Origin of the sequence: Pseudoduganella albidiflava, assembly GCF_004322755.1 — a bacterium.
Taxonomy (GTDB): Bacteria; Pseudomonadota; Gammaproteobacteria; order Burkholderiales; family Burkholderiaceae_D; genus Rugamonas; species Rugamonas albidiflava.
Map to the genome: position 1 here is coordinate 793840 of NZ_CP036401.1, position 21573 is coordinate 815412.

General features: G+C 66.9%; 16 protein-coding genes. 6 read left to right on the forward strand and 10 right to left on the reverse strand.

Going from position 1 to position 21573, the window contains the following annotated elements; genetic code table 11:
- Nucleotides 1-20 precede the first annotated feature (20 nt).
- From EYF70_RS03395 to EYF70_RS03405, 3 genes are all read right to left on the reverse strand, one after another.
- Nucleotides 21-1130, reverse strand: coding sequence for an efflux RND transporter periplasmic adaptor subunit (locus tag EYF70_RS03395; RefSeq protein WP_229420981.1), 1110 nt, complete (start codon nt 1128-1130; stop codon nt 21-23).
- 104 nt (nt 1131-1234) lie between these two features.
- Nucleotides 1235-2674 (reverse strand): efflux transporter outer membrane subunit, encoded by a 1440-nt coding sequence (locus EYF70_RS03400; RefSeq protein WP_229420686.1) that lies wholly within the window; start codon nt 2672-2674, stop codon nt 1235-1237.
- On the reverse strand, nt 2671-3333 hold the full coding sequence (locus tag EYF70_RS03405; RefSeq protein WP_131144145.1) for a CerR family C-terminal domain-containing protein: 663 nt from the start codon (nt 3331-3333) through the stop codon (nt 2671-2673). The genes EYF70_RS03400 and EYF70_RS03405 overlap by 4 nt, the downstream gene beginning before the upstream one ends.
- A gap of 125 nt (nt 3334-3458) precedes the next feature.
- On the opposite strand from EYF70_RS03405, the gene EYF70_RS03410 reads away from it, so the two are divergent.
- A complete protein-coding gene (locus tag EYF70_RS03410) occupies nt 3459-4667 on the forward strand; it encodes an alpha/beta hydrolase family protein (protein ID WP_131144146.1) in 1209 nt (402 codons plus the stop codon).
- Between the two features lie 670 nt (nt 4668-5337).
- On the opposite strand, the gene EYF70_RS03415 is transcribed toward EYF70_RS03410, so the two are convergent.
- The 6 genes from EYF70_RS03415 to EYF70_RS03440 all read right to left on the reverse strand — a co-directional run bounded on the left by EYF70_RS03415 (nt 5338) and on the right by EYF70_RS03440 (nt 13733).
- Nucleotides 5338-6690 (reverse strand): hybrid sensor histidine kinase/response regulator, encoded by a 1353-nt coding sequence (locus EYF70_RS03415; RefSeq protein ID WP_131144147.1) that lies wholly within the window; start codon nt 6688-6690, stop codon nt 5338-5340.
- Between the two features lie 76 nt (nt 6691-6766).
- Nucleotides 6767-7528, reverse strand: a complete 762-nt coding sequence (locus tag EYF70_RS03420) for a 2OG-Fe dioxygenase family protein (RefSeq protein ID WP_131144148.1) — start codon at nt 7526-7528, stop codon at nt 6767-6769.
- A 141-nt stretch (nt 7529-7669) separates the two neighbouring features.
- A complete protein-coding gene (locus EYF70_RS03425) occupies nt 7670-9721 on the reverse strand; it encodes a TonB-dependent receptor (RefSeq protein WP_131144149.1) in 2052 nt (683 codons plus the stop codon).
- A gap of 172 nt (nt 9722-9893) precedes the next feature.
- Complete coding sequence (locus tag EYF70_RS03430; RefSeq protein WP_131144150.1) at nt 9894-10385, reverse strand: DUF6702 family protein; 492 nt, start codon at nt 10383-10385, stop codon at nt 9894-9896.
- A complete protein-coding gene (locus EYF70_RS03435; protein WP_131144151.1) occupies nt 10385-12937 on the reverse strand; it encodes a M1 family metallopeptidase in 2553 nt (850 codons plus the stop codon). Before EYF70_RS03435 ends, EYF70_RS03430 begins: the two co-directional genes overlap by 1 nt.
- A gap of 322 nt (nt 12938-13259) precedes the next feature.
- A complete protein-coding gene (locus tag EYF70_RS03440; RefSeq protein ID WP_131144152.1) occupies nt 13260-13733 on the reverse strand; it encodes a MarR family winged helix-turn-helix transcriptional regulator in 474 nt (157 codons plus the stop codon).
- A 133-nt stretch (nt 13734-13866) separates the two neighbouring features.
- On the opposite strand from EYF70_RS03440, the gene EYF70_RS03445 reads away from it, so the two are divergent.
- The 4 genes from EYF70_RS03445 (at nt 13867) to EYF70_RS03460 (ending at nt 19761) form a co-directional block, all read left to right on the forward strand.
- The gene (locus tag EYF70_RS03445) at nt 13867-14193 is read left to right on the forward strand and encodes a hypothetical protein (protein ID WP_131144153.1); all 327 of its coding nucleotides are present in this window, start codon (nt 13867-13869) and stop codon (nt 14191-14193) included.
- Between the two features lie 257 nt (nt 14194-14450).
- Nucleotides 14451-16730: a CHASE domain-containing protein gene (locus tag EYF70_RS03450; RefSeq protein WP_131144154.1), complete on the forward strand. Its 2280-nt coding sequence runs from the start codon at nt 14451-14453 to the stop codon at nt 16728-16730.
- Nucleotides 16731-17080: 350 nt separating this feature from the next.
- Complete coding sequence (locus EYF70_RS03455) at nt 17081-17893, forward strand: formate/nitrite transporter family protein (RefSeq protein WP_131144155.1); 813 nt, start codon at nt 17081-17083, stop codon at nt 17891-17893.
- Nucleotides 17894-18024: 131 nt separating this feature from the next.
- Nucleotides 18025-19761, forward strand: a complete 1737-nt coding sequence (locus tag EYF70_RS03460; protein ID WP_131144156.1) for a bifunctional protein-serine/threonine kinase/phosphatase — start codon at nt 18025-18027, stop codon at nt 19759-19761.
- Between the two features lie 13 nt (nt 19762-19774).
- Here the strand turns inward: EYF70_RS03460 and EYF70_RS03465 are convergent, their stop codons facing one another.
- A complete protein-coding gene (locus tag EYF70_RS03465; RefSeq protein WP_131144157.1) occupies nt 19775-19993 on the reverse strand; it encodes a DUF7661 family protein in 219 nt (72 codons plus the stop codon).
- 182 nt (nt 19994-20175) lie between these two features.
- Here EYF70_RS03465 and EYF70_RS31335 point away from each other — a divergent pair, with 182 nt between their 5' ends.
- On the forward strand, nt 20176-21435 hold the full coding sequence (locus EYF70_RS31335) for a sigma-70 family RNA polymerase sigma factor (RefSeq protein WP_229420687.1): 1260 nt from the start codon (nt 20176-20178) through the stop codon (nt 21433-21435).
- Nucleotides 21436-21573: the final 138 nt, after the last annotated feature.

Below are 21573 nucleotides of genomic sequence, written 5' to 3' on the forward strand. Positions count from 1 at the left end.
GTCCTTCATTTGACTTCGCCTCACTTCGCGGCGCGCTGTGCCGCGGCTGCCGCCGTTGCCTGGCCCGCATTGGCCACGCGCACCAGATCGCCGTCGTTCAGGAAGCCGGCGCCGCTCAGCACCACCGGCATGTCGGCCTTCACGCCGGACAGGATCTCGATCCGCTCGCCCACGCGCCGCCCGGTCTGCACCTTCAGCTGGCTGACGCGCGAATCGGCGTTCAGCCGGAATACATACGGGAAGCCGTCGCGCACCACCACGGCCGGCTGCGGCAGCGTCAGCGCCGCCGAGGTGCCCAGGTCGAAGTGGCCGCTGGCGAACATGCCGGCCTTGAACGGCGCATTGCTGCGCGTGTCCGGCGGCAGGTCGACATACACCAGCGCCGAGCGGGTCTGCGGGTCGATGGTGGGCGCGATCATGCGCACCTTGCCTTGCAGTTCGCTGCCGTTGGCTGCCTTCACGGTGGCCGTGGAGCCCACGCGGATGTTCTTCAGCTCGGCCGCCGTCACCTCGGCGCGCCATTCGAGGCGGCCCTGGCGGATCATCCGGAACAATTCGGTACCGGTGCCCACCACCGAGCCCACCGTGGCGGTGCGCGCCGAGATCACGCCGCTGTCCGGTGCCACCACCTGCGTGTATTTCAGGCGCAGCTGCTGGGCCGCCAGCGTGGCGCGCGCCGATTCGATGCGCGCATTGGCGGTCTGCTCGGCCGTCAGGTACTGCGAGACCTGCTGTTCGGACAGCGCGCCGGAAGCCTGCACGGCGCGCGCCCGCTTTGCATTGGCCTGCGCCTCGGCGGCGTTGGCGCGCGCCTCGGCCAGCGCGGCCTTCGCCTGCGCCACGTCGGCATTCACGGTGTCGGCGGAGAACACGGCCAGCACCTGGCCCTTCTTGACGACATCGCCCACGTTGACGCGCACCTCGGTCAGCCGCAGGCCATTCGATTCGCTGCCCAGCGAGGCTTCCTGCCACGCCGCCACGTTGCCGTTCGCGGTGAGCCGCAGCGGCAGCGTGGCCGATTCCGGCCGCGTGGTGGAGACGGTCAGCGCGGGAGTGGCCGCCGGTTTCTTTTCATCGGCGGCGCTGGAGGAGGGGCTGTACAGCATCACGCCGCCGCTGCCCACGATCATGGCGGCCAGCAGGGCCAGCGCGAGCGGTTTCGTTTTCAGCTGGTCCTTCAGCTTGTCTTTCAGCTTGCCTTTGAGCTTGTCGTTCAGCTTGTCGTTCGTTGTCTTCATGGGTTGCTCGCGGTGGATATCACGGAGGTATTCGGGTTGTCGCGGTTCCAGCCGCCGCCGGCGGCGCGGTACAGCGCGATCCAGGCGGCGCTGCGTTCGCGCTGCACGGCGATCATCGCGTTCTCGGCGGCGAGGCGGGTGCGGCGCGCATCTTCCAGCTGCAGCAGGCTGCCCATGCCGTTCCGGTACAGGTCTTCGGCCGCCGTGAATGACGCCCGGTAGCCATCCAGCGCGGCCTGCGCCTGCACGGCGCGCAGGTCGGTGCCCTGCAGGTTGACGAGCGCCTGTTCGACTTCGCTGACGGCTTGCCGCACGCTGCCGCGGTAGGTCGTGACCGCGGCTTCGTAGCGTTCCTGCGCCGCCTCGACCGAGGCGCGGCGCCGGCCGGCATCGAATACCGGCAGCGTCATCTGCACCGGACCGATGGTCCACGTGCCCGCGGTCACGCTGTCGCCGGCCGCGTGGATCTGGCCGCGGCCGATGCTTCCCGCGATGCTCAGCCGCGGATAGCGCTGGGCGCGGGCACCGCTCACTTCGAAGCTGGCGGCGGCCACTTCGCGCTCGGCATTGAACACGTCCGGGCGCTGGGCCAGCGTTTGCGCCGGCAGCGAATCGATGGCGATGCCGCGCGCCGGCGACAGTTCGGCCGCGCCGCCGGCGAGGCGGCTGCGCAGCTCGGGCTCGGGGATGGCGGACAGCGCGACCAGCGTCTTCACGTCCACTTCGCACTGGGCCCGCTGGGCGATCTCGCGGTTGGCCGCGTCGGCCGCGCTGGCGCGCGCCAGCGCCAGGTTGGCCGGCGCCTCGAAGCCCGCCTGCGCGCTCAGCTCCGTCAGCCGCGCGGTATCGGCGCGCGAGGCGGCGTCCTGCCGCGCCACGTCCAGCAGCCGTTCGCACGCGCGGAACTGGTAATAGGTGTTCGCGGTATCGGCCGCCACGGACACGCGGGCGTCGTGCCAGCCGGCCTGCGCACCTTCATAGCGGGCCTGTGCCGCGTCGCGCGCCGCGCGGTTGGCGCCGAAGATATCGAGCTCCCACGACACCTGCAGGTAGCCCTGCGACGTGGTGTTGCTGGGCAGGGCCGCGCTCTGCTGGCTGGCCCGCGTCGATGTCAGCGTCGCGTCGACCGTGGGCGCCAGCGCCGCGCCAGTGGCCACGCGCGCCTCGCGTGCCTGGGCCAGCCGGCTGCGCGCCGCGGCCACCGTGGGGCTCGCCGCCTGCGCCGCCTCGACCAGGCTGGCCAGCAGCGGGTCGCCCTGGCTGCGCCACCAGCTGGACAGCTGGTCCACCGTGCCGCCGTGCGGCAGCGGCGCCTGCCACTGGACGGGGGCTTGCGCATCGACGGCGGGTGGCGGGCCGGACAGCGCGCAGCCGCCCAGTGCCAGCGCGACCGCGAGCGCCATCGTCAACTTCATGATCGGTACTGCTGGCTTCATGCTGCTCCTTTCTGTCTTGTCGTTCGTTCGGCCGTGACGATCGCCTCGGCGTAATCGACCAGCCTGGGAATCCAGTCCTGCAGCGCGTCCGGGGCCGACAGCAGCTGCGGCGTGACGGCGGCCACGATGTCCTGCGAGATCATCAGGTGCGCGCCCAGCGCGGCAACGGCATGCACCAGCCGGCGCACTTCGTCGTCCACCGGTACCTCCAGGTGGCGCGCCAGCACGGCGGCCAGCGCGTCGAACTCGGGGCGGATGCCGTTGTCGATCTCGTTTTGCCAGATGCCGGTGGGTTCCAGCACTTCGCGCAGCCACATGCGCAGCCGTAGCTGGGCCGCATCGCCTTCCATCATCGGCGCCAGCAATTGCGTGTAATAGCCGTGCAGCGCCTCGCGCAGCGTGAAGCCGGGCTGGTCGAAGTGGGCGATGTTCTTTTCCGGCGGCGGCATGAAGTCCGTCAGCGCGGCGCGGTACAGGCCGGCCTTGTCGCCGAAGTAGTAGGCGATGGCGGCCACGTTGGCGCCGGCAGCCAGGGCGATCTCTCGCGTGGAGGTGGCGTTGAAACCTTGCGCGGCGAACAGCTGCATGGCCGCGCCCAGCAGGCGCTCGCGCGACTGCTCGCCGTCCGACCGGGGTTTGCGGATGTGTTTTTCTGACATCTGCCGATTAGATCACAGATTTAAAACGATTGATATAAGTAGGTCATTCGTTTAACTAATTTATTTGACAGCGTGAGTTGTTGCTCTTTAGCCAATCTTCACCTTGCCTGCCTAGACTCGCGGCCATGACCCATGACCTGGAGAATGCCGTGCACACGATCCGTAGCCTTGCCTTGACGCCGCCTGCTTTGCTGGCGTGCCTGCTGGCCGCATGCGGCGGGGGCGACCCGCCCGCGCCCGCTGTCCCCGTCACCTACGCGAGCCGCTGCGGCTTGCCCGACAGTGCCGCCGAACCGTATCGCAGCACCGCGCCGACCGGACCGCATTGCGTGGGCGCGGCCGAGTACCTGGTGACCGATGACGCGCGCGACGAGCCCATGACGGAAACGCCCGGCGACCGGCGCGCGCTGCAGGTGCGCGTGCTGTATCCGGCATCGGCGCGGGTTTCGCCCGGCATGTCGGGGGGAGTGCGGATGCCCTACGCGGACGAAGCAGTGTACGCGGGTATCGACTGGTGGCCCGCCACGCTGAGGCCGCAGGGGCACGCATGGCGCGAGGCGGCGCCGGCCATCGAGCGGGCGGCACCGGTGCTCCTGTTTTCGCCGGGGCTGGGCGCCAACGCGCAAGCGTATGCCGGCTTGACGGAAGACCTGGCCAGCCATGGCTACGTGGTGGTGACGATCAACCATCCGTTTGTTTCCGGCCCCACGCCATTGCCGGACGGCCGCATCGTCCGCTACGAGGAAGTGGCGGAAGAATGGGAAGACGAGGAAGCGGCCGAGGCGGCGCACTGGGTCCGGTCCAATGCGCGGCTCGCCGTCACCATGGCGGACGAGAAGAGCGTGCTGGACTGGCTGGCGCGGCAGAACGCCACGCGCGGCGCCTTGCTGGACGGCCGGCTGGACATGGGCCGGATCGGCGCGTTCGGGCACTCGTTCGGCGGCGCCACGGCGTTGCAGGTGCAGCGCACGGACGAGCGGGTGAAGGCGGCGGTCAACCTGGACGGCACCGTTTACGGCGATCTCGACCAGCCGTGGACGGAGCCGTTCATGATCCTGCAGAGCGTGCACGCGATCAATGGCGTACCCGTCGAGGAGCCCACCATGAAACCGCTGTGGCAGAACCGCCAGGGTCATGGCGAGCTGGAAGTGATGGCCGGTTCCTGCCACGGCGATTTCAGCGACGCGCACCGGCTGGCGAACATCTACAACGCCCGGAACCCCGCCACCCCGATCCAGCCCGACCCGCAACTGTATTGCAGCAAGGACCCGGCCGCGCTGGAAGACGCTGTACGGCGCCGGCTGCGCGACTTCTTCGGGCGCTGGCTGCGCTGAGCCCCGAATGTTTCCCACAACCGGGGTCAGACCCCGGTTTCAGGAAACATTTCCCAGATTGCGGGGGAAGACCGTAATGCCGCTTGTTTGGGAGCGCTAGCCTGTTGGTAGCGCTGCAATTACCCCAAAGGCGAACTGCTGGGGTCAGACCCGCCGGGTCTGACCCCGGAACTTGCACTTGGGGTGGGCTTGTTTACGTGGCAGTGGAAAAAATGACAAACACACGGCGCGGGCAAAAAATGCCGAGGTTACGGCGCGGGCAAAAAAATGCCGAATGTACGGCGCGGGCAAAAAAATGCCAAGGATTACGGCGCGGGCAAAAAAAATGCCCGCGGGCCAGAGGCTGCGGGCGAGGTCCAATTGTTCGGAGAACGCTTGGAGGAGACGGTTCCACTATAGCGTGGGATATGTTGCGCTGCAATACCGTAAAACTACCGTGCGCGCGTCCGCTCTGCAGGGGAAGCGTTTCCAGCGGTTATGTGCACTGCAACAAAATTCGGCGCTGGCGCGGTATGGCGAATATCGCCAAGCGCAAATCGCAAATTACCAAGCCTTCTTCAGCTGAGTAAAAGGGCGGGGTGTGCGACAGGCGCAACAGTGCTCTCCGCAAAAATATTTTGCGGTTGCGTAAAACATACGCGGCTATAGTCTTGTCAGTTGCGTGGCTGCGTCAGGTCGTTTTCAGCTGCAGCGTGAACGTGCTGCCCTGGCCGAACTCGCTCCGGAAGAACAGCGAACCGCCCAGCACATTGGCGAGGTTCTGGCACAGGTAGAGACCGAGGCCGGCACCCTCGGCATGGCGGGTGGAGGTGGAGTCGAGTTGCGAGAAGGCGTGGAACAGCTTGGCCTGGTCTTCCTCGCGGATGCCGGCGCCGGTGTCGGAGACGGAGAATTCGGCGGCGACCGTGCCATCGTCCAGCGTGCGCCGCGCGAGCGACACGCGCACCGAGCCCTTCTCGGTGAACTTGATGGCGTTGTTGGCAAGATTGATCAGGATTTGCGCGAGGGCGCGGCGGTCCGTGTCGATCGTGATCGGCTGCTCGTCCAGCACGACTTCCAGCGCAAGGCCCTTCTGCGCGGCGAGCGGACGCAGCGTTTCCGCCACTTCGCGCACCACGTCCTGGCATTGCAGGCGCTCGATCGACAGCGTGACCTTGCCAGCCTCGATCTTCGCCACGTCGAGGATGTCGTTGATCAGCGAGAGCAGGTGGCGCGCCGAACCGCGGATGGTGTTCAACTGCTTTTCCTGCTCGTCCGTGAGGGGGCCGGGCAGTTTCATCAGCAGCGCGCCGGTAAAGCCGATGATGGCGTTCAGCGGCGTGCGCAGTTCATGCGACATGTTGGCGATGAACGCGGATTTCATCCGGCTCGCCTCGCCCAGTTCGACGTTCTTCAGCGCGATCTCGCGGTTGATCGTCTCCAGCTGCCCCGCGTGGTGCGCGAGGCGCATGTTCAATTCGATCACCTGCCGCTCGCGCGCCTGCAATTCGCTGTTGACCTGCACCGCCTGCTCGTAGGTGGAGATCAGCAGGTCGAGGATCTGCTGGCGCTCGGCATTGATAAAGTGTTTCTGCTCGCCCAGGTAGAGGGCGATGCCGACCTCCATGTTCTGGTCCTTGCGCAGCTTCTGGTTGACCAGCATGTGGCCGATGCGGTTCAGCAGGTAGTCTTCGGCGTACGGCTTGCGGATGAAATTGTCGGCGCCGCATTCGATGCCGCGGATGATGTCTTTCGGGTCGTTCAGCGACGTGACGAGGATGACGGGGATGTCGCGCATCGCCGCATCGGCCTTGATAGCGCGGCACAGTTCATAGCCATCCATCTCCGGCATCACGATATCGGACAGCACCAGGTGCGGCTTGCGCGCGGCGATCGCCTCCAGCGCCAGGCGGCCATTGCCGGCCACCCGTGCCTTGTAGCGCACCGACTGGATCAGGCGCCGCAGCCGCTCGGCCTGCGTCGGGCTGTCCTCGACGATCAGGATCTCGATTTCATCTGGTTCGATTTCGTAGGTGGAATCCACGCGCCTGCCCTGAACTTTCATCCGGTTTTACCATGTTCGACTATAAATGAATTGCGGGCGCCGCGGCGCCCGCGCGCTACTGCGGGACTGCGGGTGCGCCGGACTGCTGCTCGCCCTGGAAGCCGCCGGCCCGGTAGGTGATCACCAGCGTATCGCGGTGGCCATGCGGGCCCAATGGCTGGATCGGCGTCGATTCGTGGATCACGGTCGCATCGTCGAGCAGCAGCATGGTCCAGGGCTCGGTCATCGTGAAGCGCTTGCCGTTCGGACCATCGGCCTCGAAGATGCGCGTCTCGCCCCCCTTGATGTCATGCCGTCCGACGAGGATCACGGCCACGTAGTCGACACCGTCGCGGTGCGCACCTTCCGGCGTGGGCCGGCCGATGCCGTCGGCGGTATCGATGCGGAACTGATGGGCTTCCACATACCACGTGGGTTCGCCGCGCACGCTGGAGAACAGCCGGCCCAGCGCCGTGAGCAAGCCCTGCCAGCCCGGCGCCGCCACGGTTTCCGGCAGCACGGGTTCGAACATCCGGTGCATGCCGCCATGCAGCGCGTTGTATTCCACGCTTTGCCAGTGCGCGCGGTGCGCGGTCTGGGCCAGTTCGCGTTCTTCCTGGACGCGCTGCACGAAGCAGGAATGGCGGCGGCGGCGATAGCGGCCGCCGTCCTTCAGGTAATTGTCCAGCTCGAGGCTGTCCCAGGCCGGCGCCAGCGCATCGAGCTGCGCCAGCGGGGTGCCGGACAGTGCCGCCACGTCGGCGGGCGGCAGCAGCGCCCAGCCTTGCGTGCGCAGCGCCTGCGCAACGTGATCGAGGGATGTGAACTCCGGCGTCATGGCGGACCTTCGGTGGATGTCTGAATATTGTCTTATTGTACGACTTCAACAGCGAGTGTGTCAGGGGAGCAATTCAGAAGTTACTTTTTTGGGGGCTGGCAGCAAACCGCGTTGTCGGCACCGGCGCCACCAGCCGCCGGGTCAGAACGCGTAGCTGAGCGACAGCCGCAGCGAGCGCGATTCGATCGGGTGGAAATGGTAATCGTCCACCGGCGCCGCTTCATCCTTCAGTTGCGAGGCATAGTAATACGTGATCGCCGCATCGCGCCGGTTGGTGAGGTTGAATGCTTCCAGCTCCACCTGCAGCCGGCGGCCGAGCTGGTAGCCGATGCGGCCATTGAGCGTGAGCGTGGCGGCGGAGCGGATGCTGTTGTCTTCCACCAGCGGGCGCGGGCCGAACCAGCGCAGCCGCAGCGCGCCGGACCACGGTCCCTCCGGCGTCACCGTGGCCGCCAGTTGCGCGACGCCTTCCACCGCGCCGGGAATCCGGTTGCCTTCCGGCGCGCTATCGCGGTAGCGCCCGCGCGCATAGGCGAGATCGGCATCCAGCGCCAGCCACTTCACCGGCTTGTAGTAGTTCGACAATTCGATGCCATGGCGGCGGCTCGGCCGGCCCGCCTCGGTGGTGCCGGCGTCGCCGACGAACACCAGTTCCGACGCCATGTCGAGCCGGTACAGCGACAGCGACGTCTGCAGGCCGCGGATCCATTCGCTCCGCACGCCCAGGTCGAGGCCGCGCGTGCGCGCCAGCGGCGTCACGCGGTCCACCGGCTCGCCCGTCTTCGGATCGACGGCGATCACGGTGCCGCGCGCGTCGTTGCTGTGGAAGCCCGTGCCGGCATTCGCATAGAACTCGGTGCGCGCCCATGGGCCGAAGACCAGGCTGATGGTGGGCGAGAGCATCGTGTCGCTGGCCTTGCCCGTGTTGGCGGGGCGGTCGCTCGCCACGTCGAAGCGGTAATGGTCGGCGCGCAGGCCGGCCACCGTGCGCACGAACGGATTCCAGCGCGTCTGGTTCTCGATGAACAGCGCGCCGCTGGTTTCCACGATATGGTCTTCGCGCGTGGTGGCGATGACCCGGCGCGCCTTCGTGCCATACAGGCCGTTGTGGATGTTGTCGTTCTGCGCCGTGATGCCCACCGTCGTCGTCGATGCGAAGGCATCGTCCGCGCCGTGCGCATGCCAGGCATGGCTGGCATCGAAGCCCGATGTGACGCGCCGGTCCGGCTGGGCGAACTGGTCGCCGTTGACCGGATCGTCCATGAAATAGGTGAAGTTCGAGAACAGCGCCAGCCGGTTGGCGATCGCGTAGGCGGAGATACGCGTGGAGCTGGCGTCCGAGCTGCGCGCCCACGCGCCGGACAGGCTGTAGCGGTGCGCGCCGCCGCCATCGGTGGGATCGATATTGTCGAAGCGGCCCAGCGCGCCACTGTCGACAGCGCGCTGGGGGATCTGGTCGGTGGCGTGCCACTTCGCCCGGTAGGCCATCGCCGTTACATGAAAGCCGTTGTTCGCGAAGCCCTCGCTGTAGCGCAGCACGCCGTTCACCTTGCGGTAATTGTCGCCCCGCGTGAACGGGCCATCGTTGTGCATCGTCTCCAGCGCGTACAGCAATGCCCCCGGCCGTGCGCCACGGTCGATGTCGGCCGACCCGGCAACCAGCGCGCGCCCGTAGCCGTTCTGTCCACCGGCGAGGCTGGCGATGCCGCGCGCGAGGCGGCTGGCGTAGGCGATTTCCGTGGCCCCGGCCGAGGCGAAGTCGCCACCCCATGCCGAATACGGGCCCTTGCGGTAGTCGAGCCGCGCAGCCAGTTCCGGGATGACGAAGTTCAGGTCGGTCCAGCCCTGGCCGTGCGCATGGCTGCGCTGGTTGACGGGCATGCCGTCCACCGTGGTGCGCAGGTCGGTGCCGTGGTCGAGGTTGAAGCCGCGCAGGTAGAACTGGCTGGCCTTGCCTTCGCCGCTATGCTGGCTGGCCACCAGGCCGGGCACCGCTTCCAGCAATTCGCCGGGACGGTACACGGTGCGCGCCGCCAGCTGGCGGCCGGTCACCGTGCCTTCTGCCGCCGAGTCGGCGATGCCGAGCTGGCTGATGCGCGATGCATCGATCGTCACGCGGGGGAGGAACGGATCGTCCGCGTGGGCGGACAGGGCGATCGCCGCGAGGGCGGAGGCGAGGAGGGTTCTTTTCATGGGTTGATTCGTGGAGCGGAGGCCGGCGCCGGATGCTAATGCAGTTAAGTTAAGCATTGCCCGACACATTGAAAGCGCATGCATGCACCCCAACAGCGAAGGGCTGGGGTCAGACCCGGCGGGTCTGACCCCGGAATTTGCACTTGGGGTAGGAAACGTAAGCCGATGACACTCAAGGCAGCCGCTGCTCGTCCTGCGCCGCCGTGAACGTCAGCGTGGCCGCCGCCCGCCCGGCGCTGCCGCCGACATTGACGGTATTGATCTGCCCGGGCAGGAAATCGGCCAGCACGCCGTTCTTCAGCACCGTGCCGGCGGGCAGCGCGGCCCCGGCGACCATCTGGTACACGGTGATCGTGTCGGCGCTGGCCTTGATGCCCACCCACTGCAGCGGCAGGTGCCGGCCGCCGGCGGTCAGCACGAAGCGCTTGTCCAGGTAGCGCCGCAGCGCTTCCTGGTCTTCCTCGAGGCCCAGGTCGAACTGGCGGCCGTACAGGTTCGCCAGCAGCGTTTCCACGTCGTGCGCGGTGTAGGTGTGCACGATCTCGGTGTTGCCGGTGTCGGCGTTGTAGCCGATATCGGCCAGGCCCATATGGTAGTTGTGGGCCGCGGCGGCGCCCGATGCCAGCGCCGCCGCGAGGGCGGCCATCGTCAGCCAGCGTGGCATTACCGGGCCGGCTCCGCGTTCGGCTCGGCCTTCGGCCGGGCCGGTGCCGCCTGTGCTGGCGCCGGGTCTTTCAGTTGCTGCGTCTCGGCCTGCTGCTTGGCCGCGGCGCCATTGGCCGGGGTGGCGGCATCGGCACCTTTTGCGTCGGCCTTTGCGCCGTTCTTCTGGCCGTTCGCCGCCTCTTCGTCGCCCTTCAGCGGGGCATTGAAGTCCTTCATCATGTCGTTCGGCTTGCGCTCCATCTTGAACAGTTCCAGGCGCGATGGCGTGGCCTTGCGGGGCCAGGCGTTGTTGCTGGTATCGATGTCGGCGGTTTCCCAGTACGGGTCGTGCGCCAGCGCCGTCATCGGTTCATCCGTCACCAGCAGCTTGGTCACCTTCTTCGGCGAATAGCGCCACACTTCGGCCGGCACGCGCTCGATGTATTTCTTGCCCGACTTGAGCGTGATTTCCAGGATCAGCGGCATCACCAGGCCACCCTTGTTGGTGAAGTCGACCAGGTACAGGTACTTGCCCTGCTTGAGCAGGTCCTTCTGCCACGGCTCCAGTTCGCCGAGCGCTTCGCGGTACTTGTTGCGGTCCGCGTTGGTGACGGTGAACTGGTCGTGCTCGTTATAGAAATCCTTCAGTTCCGGGTGGCGGTCGATGCGGCGTTCCATGCCCTCGTTGCGCTGGTCCGTGATCGACACCGGTTCCTCGGCCTTGCGGGCGCGCTGCCACGCCTTCTCGATTTCCGGGTCCCTGGTATTGATATTGAACTCGGTGATGTTGTCGAGGCTGATGTCGACCGCATCGGTCGTGTAGAACCAGCCGCGCCAGAACCAGTCGAGGTCCGTGCCGGACGCGTCTTCCATGGTGCGGAAGAAGTCCGCCGGGGTGGGTCGCTTGAACTTCCAGCGGCGCGAGTACTCGCGGAAGGCATGGTCGAACAGTTCGCGGCCCAGGATCGTCTCGCGCAGGATGTTCAGCGCGGTGGCCGGCTTGGCATAGGCGTTGTTGCCGAACTGGAGCAGCGATTCGGAATTCGTCATGATCGGCACCTGGTTGGCCGAGCGCATGTAGGCGGTGATGTCGCGCGGGTCGCCGCGGCCGATCGGGAAGTCCTTTTCCCAGGCCTGCACGGCCAGGTATTCGACGAACGAGTTCAAGCCTTCGTCCATCCACGTCCACTGGCGCTCGTCGGAATTGACGATCATCGGGAAATAGTTGTGGCCCACCTCGTGGATGATCACCGCGATCAGGCCGTACTTGGTGCGCTGGGAATAGGTCAGTTCTCCGGTCTTCTTGTCCTTGGTGGGGCGCGGGCCGTTGAACGAGATCATCGGATATTCCATGCCGCCCACCGGGCCGTTCACGGAGATGGCGATCGGGTACGGATAGTCGAAGCTGTACTTGTTGTACTGCTCGATCGTGTGGATGATCGACGGCGTGGAATAGCGCTCCCACAGCGGGTTACCTTCCTTCGGGTAGTACGACATGGCCAGCACGCTGGTGCCGTCCTTCTTGTAGCCCTGGGCATCCCAGATGAACTTGCGCGACGAGGCGAAGGCGAAATCGCGCACGTTCTTCGCCTTGAAGTGCCAGGTCTTGGTGGCCTTGCTGACACTCTTTTCCGCCGCTTCCGCCTCGGCCTGGGTAACGATCAGCACCGGCTTGCTGGCCGTGCGCGCCTTCGCCAGGCGGTCGCGCTGGGCCGACGTCAGCACGTCGCCCGGGTTCTGCAATTCGCCGGTCGAGGCCACGATGTGGTCCGCCGGCACGGTGATCTTCACGTCGTAGTCGCCGAACTCCAGCGTGAACTCGCCGGAGCCGAGGAACTGCTTGTGCTGCCAGCCCGCCACGTCGTAGTACGCGGCCATGCGCGGGAACCACTGGGCGATCTCGAACAGGGCGTTCTTGTCTTCCTCGAAATACTCGTAGCCGGAGCGGCCGCCGAGCACCTTTTGTTCATTGATCTTGTATGACCAGTCGATGCCGAAGCTGACCTTGTCGCCCGGCTTCAGTGGCGACGGCAGGTCGATGCGCAGCATGGTGCCGTTGACAACGTACTTGAGCGGGGCGCCGCCGGCCGTGCGGATGTTCGACAGCTTGAAGCCGCCATCGAATTCGCGGCCCGTCAGCACGGCGCGCACGCCCTCGAACTTGGCGCCGCCTTCCTCGCCCTGCGGCTTCATCCACGCCTCGCGCGACGGTGCCGTCTGCACGCGGCGCGCATCGGAACCGGGCTGGTAGATGTTCTGGTCCAGCTGCAGCCACAGGTAGGTGAGCGTATCGGGCGAGTTGTTGTGGTACGTGACCTGTTCCGTGCCCGAGATCGAGCGGTTGGCCTCGTCCAGCGTGGCGCGGATGGTATAGTCGGCGCGCTGCTGCCAGTACTGGTGGCCGGGTGCGCCGGAAGCGGTGCGGTACGGCGTGGCGGTGGGCAGCAGCTCGTCGAGCTGGCGGAATTTGTCGTCGAACTTGCCGGCCGGCGGTTCGGCGGCAATGGCGGAAGCAGCCAGGCCAAGGGCCAGGCTGGCGATGATGGAAGTGACGATAGGCAGGCGCTTCATTGATACCCCAGGGCAATGAGGGTGCCGCGCCGTGCCGGGTCTGGCCGGGCGATACTCCTTCGTGTTTTTGTGGAAACAGCCGGGGTATTCTAAGCGCGCTCGTCAGTAAATGCTGGCGGTTCGCTTGTAACAACCTTGAAACAATTCATTGGGAGCATGGCCACGCCGGAAGGCGCGGACGTCCGTGCCGGACAGTGCATGCGGCAAACCGCGCCACTGGGGCGCGGCGCCGGACGTCCGCTGTCCGGCCAGGGAAAACGCCCGGCGTGGCGGTGCGGCGCCCGTGTCGTATCGCCGCGACGCCCGCTCAGCTCGCGGCAATTCAGCTCGCGTCGGCCAGGCTGCCGCGCAGCGAGTCGAGTTGCGCCTTCAAGTCCTTGATCTGGTCCAGGTTGCACTGGCTGGCCGCCAGCACGCAGGCGGGGATCGCCTTGGCCCCTTCGCGCAATGCGTCGCCCTTCGGGGTGAGCGCGATGATGACCTGGCGTTCGTCGTTCGCGCAGCGCGTGCGGGTGATCAGCTCGGCCTGTTCCATCCGCTTCAGCAGCGGGGTCAGCGTGGCGGAGTCGAGGAACAGCTTGTCGCCGAGCTCGCTTACGGTCTGTTCGTTCCGTTCCCACAGCACCATCATCACCAGGTACTGCGAATACGTGAGGTCGAGCTTGCGCAGCAGCTTGCGGTACAGCTTGTTCATGGCCAGCGAGGTCGAGTACAGCGAGAAGCACAGCTGCTGGTCGAGCTGGGGAACCTGCGGCGCAGGTCCGGAAGGCGGCGGAGTGGGAGTCGGAGTATTCATGCCGCCAGTATAGATAGTGCGCGATACAATTGCAACCTACTTTTGAGCGGACGAATGTGCTTGCAAGCGTCGGCCGATTTGGCTAAGGTGTTCAGGCCCGTCTTTCCTCCGTTGGCGGGCCAGGAGGCTCACAATGAATCGTGCAAGCAACCGTGCAGAATCGCGAGACAACTCGCACTATGCGCAGCCAGGTGACCAGCGTCTCGACGCTGCCCATTTGTACCTCGTGCAACTCGACCCCCAGACCGTGGTCGACGGGGTGCGCTACGACGACACCTATCTTGCGGACGAGATCCGTACCTGCGGCACCATGCGTGAAACCTGCCCCGTCTGTGCCGAAGGCCATCTGCAGCTGGTATTGCGACAGAAGAGCGTGCGGGTGCCGCACCTGTTCTGCCTGGAATGCACACGCTGCTTTGGCGCCTTCCTTCCAGACGGTACTCCCGCGCTGATCGAGTAACCAACCCGGCGCTTTCCAGTGCCGGTAGCCGCCGTGGATCGGCCGCCGTGGATGACCCGCCTGCATTCGGGGTGATCCGCGGTCGGTGATCCGCAGCCGGCGATTTGCTACGGGCCACTGGCCGTGCATATCGGCAAGCGCCACTTCCCAGGATTTTCGCCGCCGGACACCAGCCCCTGCTGTCCGGCCCGGCGCTGTTCGCTCCCGCCCCCCATGCTATAGTCGCTTGCAGAATATAAGCACAAGCAGGGGACGCAATGCGTGCACAAGGTTACCTGGCCTTTACCGTCGGGATCTGCCTCACCGCCTGGGCATGCCTGTTCGCGATGGAGACGCAGGACCGGCAGATCGCCGACCGCTTCGGCCGTGACACGGACAAGGTGGCGCGCGATACCGAAGCGCGCCTCAAGACCTATTTCGACACGCTGCTGGCGATCCGCGGCACGTTCGCCGTGCACGGCCCCGCCAGCCGTGCCGACTTCCACCGCTACGTCAGCGAACTGCGCCTGACCGACCGCTACCCTGGCTTCCAGGCGATCCAGTGGGTGCTGCGCGTGCCGGAAGCGGAGCTGGCCGGGCACGTGGCCGGCGTGCGGGCCGATACCGGCGTGCTGCCGGGCGGCTATCCCGGCTACCGCATCCATCCCACGATCGTGCGCGGCGAGCATTTCCCGATCGTCTACAACGAACCGATGGCCGGCAATGAAAACGCCTTCGGGCTGGACCTGGCCGCGCTGCCGGCCCACCTGCGCGCGCTGGAACTGGGGCGCGACACCGGCGAGCTGGTGGCCACCGAGCGCATCACGCTGGTGCAGGATGCCAGCGGCCAGCCCGGCTTCATCGCCCGCCTGCCGGTCTACCGCAAGAATGCCCCGCTCGACACGGTGGAGCAACGCCGCGCGGCGCTGGTGGGCTTCGTGGCGATCGTGTTCCGCATGACGGACCTGATGCGCGAAGTGATCGATCCGCAGATGCTGGGCCACCTGCACGTGGTGATCCACGATACCGGTTACATGCAGGACGATGCCGGGCTCGCGCCGGCCATCGATGGCCTGATGTTCGACAGTGCCGGAAAGCTGGGCGGCAGGCGCGAAGCACGCACCACGGTGCCCGGGCTGCTGTCGAAGGCGGTGCTGAACGTGGGCCAGCGCCGCTGGCTGGTGCAGGTGGCCGGCTACGATGGCGCGCGCTACGGCCGCGACGAGGGCACGATCTGGCTGATCGGCGGCTGCGGCTTCCTGATCAGTGCGCTCATCGGCGTGCTGCTCGTCACGCTGCAGCGGCGCCGGGCGCTGGCGCAGACGCTGCGCGCCGCGCTGGAAGAGCAGGGTGCCCTGCAGGACAGCGCCGTAGTCGGCATCGGCCTGTTTTCCGATGGCCGCATCATCCGCTGCAACCGCGGCATGGAAGAGATGCTGGGCTATCCGCACGGGGCGCTGGCGGGACGGCCCACGGCCACGCTGGTGCAGCACGGGCACGCGGGGCCGGATCCCTTCGTGTGCGGTCCGGGCGGCCAGCGCATGCACCGCGAACTGGAGCTGGCGCGGCGCGATGGCGGCAGCATGTGGTGCATCGTCAACGGGCGGATGCTGGACCGGCAGGCCCCCGACAAGGGTTGCGTCTGGGTGCTGTGCGACATCAGCGACCGGCGCCGCACCGAGGCGGCGCTCGGCAACAGCCTGGCCGAGCTGGCGCGGCAGAAGGCGCAGGTGGACGCGGCGCACCGCGAACTGTCCGATGCGCTGGACCGCCTGCGGCAGGCCCAGGATACCCTGGTCACGTCCGAGAAGATGGCCTCGTTGGGGGCGCTGGTGGCTGGCATCGCGCATGAACTGAATACGCCGATCGGCAACAGCCTGCTGACGGCGACCGCGCTGGGCGACATGGTGACGGATTTCCGGCGCCAGCTGGACGGCCCGGGCGTGCGGCGCTCGGCGCTGGAGGCGCACCTCGACGATGCGAAGACCGCCTGCGGCATCATCGCCGGCTCGCTCGGCAAGGCGGCCGACCTGATCACCTCGTTCAAGCAGGTGGCGGTGGACCAGGCGTCCGACCAGCGCCGCCCGTTCGCCCTGGCCGACGTGGTGCGCGACACGCTGGCCACGTTCGCCGCGCAGCTGCGGCGCGCCGGCTGTGCCGCCCGGGTCGACGTGCCGGACAGCCTCGACTTCGATTCCTACCCGGGCAGCGTGAGCCAGGTGCTCAGCAACCTGATCAACAACGCGCTGCTGCACGCCTTCGAGGGCCGGCCGCATGGGCTGGTCACCATCGCCGCCCGCCCGCTGGGCGAGGACATGGCCGAACTGCGCTTCACCGACGATGGCGTGGGCATGAGCGACCGCACGCTGCACCAGATCTACGATCCCTTCTTCACCACCAGGATGGGGCAGGGCGGTTCAGGGCTGGGCATGAACATCGTCTACAACATCGTCACGGGCATCCTGAAGGGTACCATTCGCGTGGAATCCACCCCGGGCAGCGGTACCACCGTGGTGATCACGCTGCCCCGTTCGGTGACGCAGGCCCAGGCCGCCTAGGCCCCCGTAACGCACCACGGACAGGCGCACGCTCCCGGATGGGGGCCGATCATCGTGCAGGGCCGCGGAACGCACCGCCGTCGGGCAGCGGCCGAATGGACTTTGTTCGGCGCGATGCGCCGCCATCGCGCATCGCGGTCCCGGCTGGTGCAGCGCCGCACCAGTGCATGGCGTGGCGGCCCAACTTCGTGCGCTTTGCCCTATGCCGCCCAGGTGCCGGCCGGGCGTTCCTTCCCTGCCGGGCAAGCACCGCCTGCCCCTCCCATGGTTCTGGCCCGCTTCTTGCTCATCCTGAGGTATTCCACACATAAGAGCGCAAGCTCACCGACCGAACCTAAGGAGAAGCAAGCATGGCATACCTGGTCCCAACCGAATTCGTGACCAAGATGGTGGACGCGGGCGAATCGAAAATCTACATGGCCACCCGCGACGCGCTGATCCGTGCCTACATGGCCGGCGCCATCCTGGCGCTGGCGGCCGTGTTCGCCGTCAGCTGCACGGTGGCCACCGGCGTCCCGCTGATCGGCGCCATGCTGTTCCCGGTGGGCTTCTGCATGCTGTACCTGATGGGCTTCGACCTGCTCACCGGCGTGTTCGTGCTGACCCCGCTGGCCTGGATCGACCGCCGCCCGGGCGTGACGATTCCCCGCATCCTGAAACACTGGGGCATCGTCTTCCTCGGCAACTTCCTGGGCGCCTTCACGGTGGCCGTGCTGATGGCCTACATGTTCACCTTCGGCTTCAACACCGACGGCGGCAAGATCGCCCAGACCGTGGCCCACATCGGCGAAAACCGGACCACCGGCTATGCCGCCTACGGCGCGGCCGGCATGCTGACCCTGTTCATCCGCGGCATGCTGTGCAACTGGATGGTATCGATGGGCGTGGTCGGCGCGATGGTCTCGACCACCGTGGGCGGCAAGGTGCTGGCGATGTGGATGCCGATCATGCTGTTCTTCTTCATGGCTTTCGAGCACTCGGTGGTGAACATGTTCCTGTTCCCGTTCGGCATGATGATGGGCGGTAATTTCACGGTGATGGATTACCTGATCTGGAACGAGATCCCGACCGTGCTGGGCAACCTGGTGGGCGGCCTGGCCTTCACCGGCCTCACGCTGTACTCCACGCACGTGCGCACCGGCGCAAAACGGAAATTCAACTAAGGTAAGTTCAACTGAGGCAAAGCCAGCCGAGGTAAATTCAACCGAGGTAAATCCAACTGAATGCAAGCCAGCCGCCTGCATCGCCGACCCAGGATGCCGGCCGCCCGCGCGGCCGGCATCCTTCTCTTACCATGCCCACCCGACTGACGCTGTCCATCGGCCAGCACACGGATGCCGGCCGCAAGGCCGTCAACCAGGACTTCCACGGCAGCTATGTGCCGCACGAGCCGCAGCTGTCGGTCAAGGGCGCCGCGCTGGCGGTGGCCGACGGCATCGGCAGCAGCGATGTCAGCCACATCGCCAGCGAAACGGCGGTGGCCGCCTTCCTCGAGGATTACTATTGCACCTCCGATGCCTGGTCGGTGAAGACGTCCGTCGAGCGCGTGCTGGCGGCCACCAACTCCTGGCTGTATGCGCAGACCCAGCAGGGCCAGGGGCGCTACGACAAGGACCGCGGCTACGTGTGCACGCTGTCGGCGATGGTGATCAAGTCGAACACCGCGCACCTGTTCCACATCGGCGATACGCGCATCATCCGCGTGCATGCGGGGCCGCAAGGGTGCGCGCTGGAGCCGCTGACGACGGACCATCGCGTGTGGGTGTCGCCCGGGCAGAGCTACCTGGCGCGCGCGCTGGGCGTCGACGCGCACCTCGAGATCGATTACCGCGCGGTGGAAGTGCGGCCAGGCGACCTGTTCATGCTGGCCAGCGATGGCGTGCACGAATACGTGTCCGCGGCGGAAGTGAGCGAGGCACTGTCGTCCGGCCCCGACCTGAACGAAGCGGCAAGGCTGCTGGTGGCGCGCGCGCTGGCCAACGGCAGCGGCGACAACCTCACCGTGCAGCTGGTGCGCGTGGAAACGCTGCAGGCGCACGCGGCGGACGAACTGCTGCAGCGCATGGCCGAACTGCCATTCCCCCCGCTGTTCGAACCGCGCAGCGAATTCGACGGCTACCGCATCATGCGCACGCTGCACGGCAGCAGCCGCAGCCACATCTACCTGGCGCTCGACGTGGCCAGCGGCGAATCCGTGGCGATCAAGACGCCGTCCATCGACCTGCGCGACGACCCCGCCTACCTGGAACGCTTCCTGATGGAAGAATGGATCGCCCGGCGCATCGTCAGTCCGCACGTGAGCGAACCGGTGGTGCACGAGCGGCAGCGCAGCTATGTCTACCTGGTCACCGAATACATCGAAGGCGTGACGCTGGCGCAATGGCTGCGCGACCGGGGCAAGCCGGAACTGGACGCGGCGCGCGGCATCGTTGCCCAGGTGGCGAAGGGCTTGCGCGCCTTCCACCGGCTGGAAATGCTGCACCAGGATATCCGTCCCGAAAACGTGATGATCGACCGCAGCGGCACCGCCAAGATCATCGACTTCGGCTCGGCCAGCGTGGCCGGCGTGCTGGAGATGGCGCCCGAGGTGCCCGGCTTCACGCTGGCCGGCGCGGCGCTGTATGCCGCTCCGGAGTACTTCCTGGGCGAGCAGGGCACCGTGCGTTCCGACGTGTTTTCCCTGGGCGTGCTGGCCTACCACATGCTCACCGGGCACCTGCCGTACGGCGTGCAGATCCCGCAGGCCAAGACGCGCGCCTCGCAGCGCAAGCTGGTGTATGTACCGGCGCGCGAGCATGACCGGACCATTCCGGCCTGGGTCGATGCCGCCATCGAGAAGGCGGTGCAGGTCGACCCCGGCAAGCGCTACGCGGATGTCGACGAATTCGTCTACGACCTGCACCAGCCGAACCGCGCCTTCCTGGAACGCACGCGCCCGCCGCTGATCGAGCGCAGCCCGGTGGCCTTCTGGAAGGGCGTGTCGTTCCTGCTGCTGGCGGCCCTCGTGGTGGACCTGGCGCTGCGGCGCTGAGACGCCAGGGAAGCTAGTCCAGCCGCTCCACCGAGTCGTAGCGCGGCGTCGCATCCTCGTGGAACAGGTCGCCGAGGTATTCGGCCAGGTCGGCGTCGGCAATATCCTTCGGCACGATGAAATCGGCCGGCCTTCGCTTGCCCTCGGGCCCAAGGTAAAACGCCCGCCGTGCCCCCGGCCGGCCTGTCACGGCCACCAGCTTGCCGAACACCCTGAAGCGAAATTCATTCATTGCGACCTCGTTGTCTGCCCGGAACTCTCAAGCCCGGGATGCCGGTTTGATCTCTTTATGTGATAATGAGAAGCATTCTCATTGGTGTGCGTCGTTCGCCTGGCGCCGCCGCGCCATCGCGGATCCACTCATCGCGGATCACTCATTGGGAATCACTATAAGCCAGGTACAAGGTCCACGCCATGATTGCCCGCTATTACCAGGAACTGTTGAATCACTTCACGCGCATGGTCCAGGACCGGGACAGCGCGGCCGATATCGTCCAGGAAGCCTATGCGCGCGTGCTGGCCCAGCGCAGCGACGTCGCCCAGCCGCGCGCGCTGCTTTACCATACCGCGCGCAACCTGGTCATCGACCGGCACCGGCGCAGCGTGACCCGCCGCGAGATGGAAGCGGTGACGGACGACGGCGCGGAGATGGCCAGCCTGGCCGGGCCGGCGGCCTGGGAACCGGAAGCGGCGCTGGCATCGGCCCAGGCCGTCAGCGCCATGCTGCAGGCGATCGAGGACTTGCCGCCGCGCTGCCGGGAAGCGTTCACCCTGCACCGCTTCGAAGGCTTGCCGCATGCCAAGGTGGCCGAACGCATGGGCATCTCGCGCAAGATGGTGGAGCAGCATATCGCGCTGGCCATGGCGGCCTGCCGGCGCTGCCGGGCCCAGCTCGATGTACCCGGCCACCGCAACGCGCAGGCCGTGCCGCCCCGGCGGCGCGCGATCGTGGCGGGCGCCGGCCTCGCGGTGCTGCTGCCGGCTGGCCTGGCGGGGCTGGCATGGTGGCAGCCGCTGGCCAGTTCCAGCCATGTCACCGCGGGCAACGAACGGCTCGACACGCTCCTGCCGGACGGCAGCCGCCTGCAACTGGCATCGTCCAGCCGCGCGGCGCTCGCCATCTACCGCACGCGCCGGGAAATCGCGCTGGCCCATGGCCAGGCACGCTTCGAGGTGGCGAGCGATCCCGGCCGGCCGTTCACCGTGCTGGCCGGCGCCTTGCGCATCACCGTCGTCGGCACCCGGTTTTCCGTGCGCCATGTGGCGGGCCCGCAGGGCGGGATATGCATCGCCGTGGAGGAAGGGCGGGTGCGGGTGGCGCGCGGCGGTTGGTTCGCGTCGTCCGGCGAGGCCGTGGACCTGGTGGCCGGCCAGGCCATCGGCAGCGATGCGAGCGGCGTGCTCGGCGCCGTTTCGGCCGTGCGCGCGGCCGATCTCGCGCCCTGGCACACGCGGCGCACCAGTTTCGAGAACGCCACGCTGGCGCAGGTGCTGGCCGCATTCGAACGGTATGGCGACACCGGCCTGCGCGTGCGCGATCCAGCGGTGGCGAGGCTGCGCGTGACGGGTACCTTCGACCTGTTGCGGCCCGACAGGTTCGCGCAACTGCTGCCCCGGGCGCTGCCAGTGCGGCTGGCCAGTGCCGGTGGCGAGACGGAAATCCGGGGCCGGTAGAAAAATAAGGCGCTGTCCGCGGTAATTGAGGGAACTCCCCGCCGGAATCACGGTCTGACTTCCTGTTGATAATGCCGAGGCACCTGGGGTTTTTCAATGCTCATGCGTCTACCAGAATGATTCTGTTCACTCATTCGT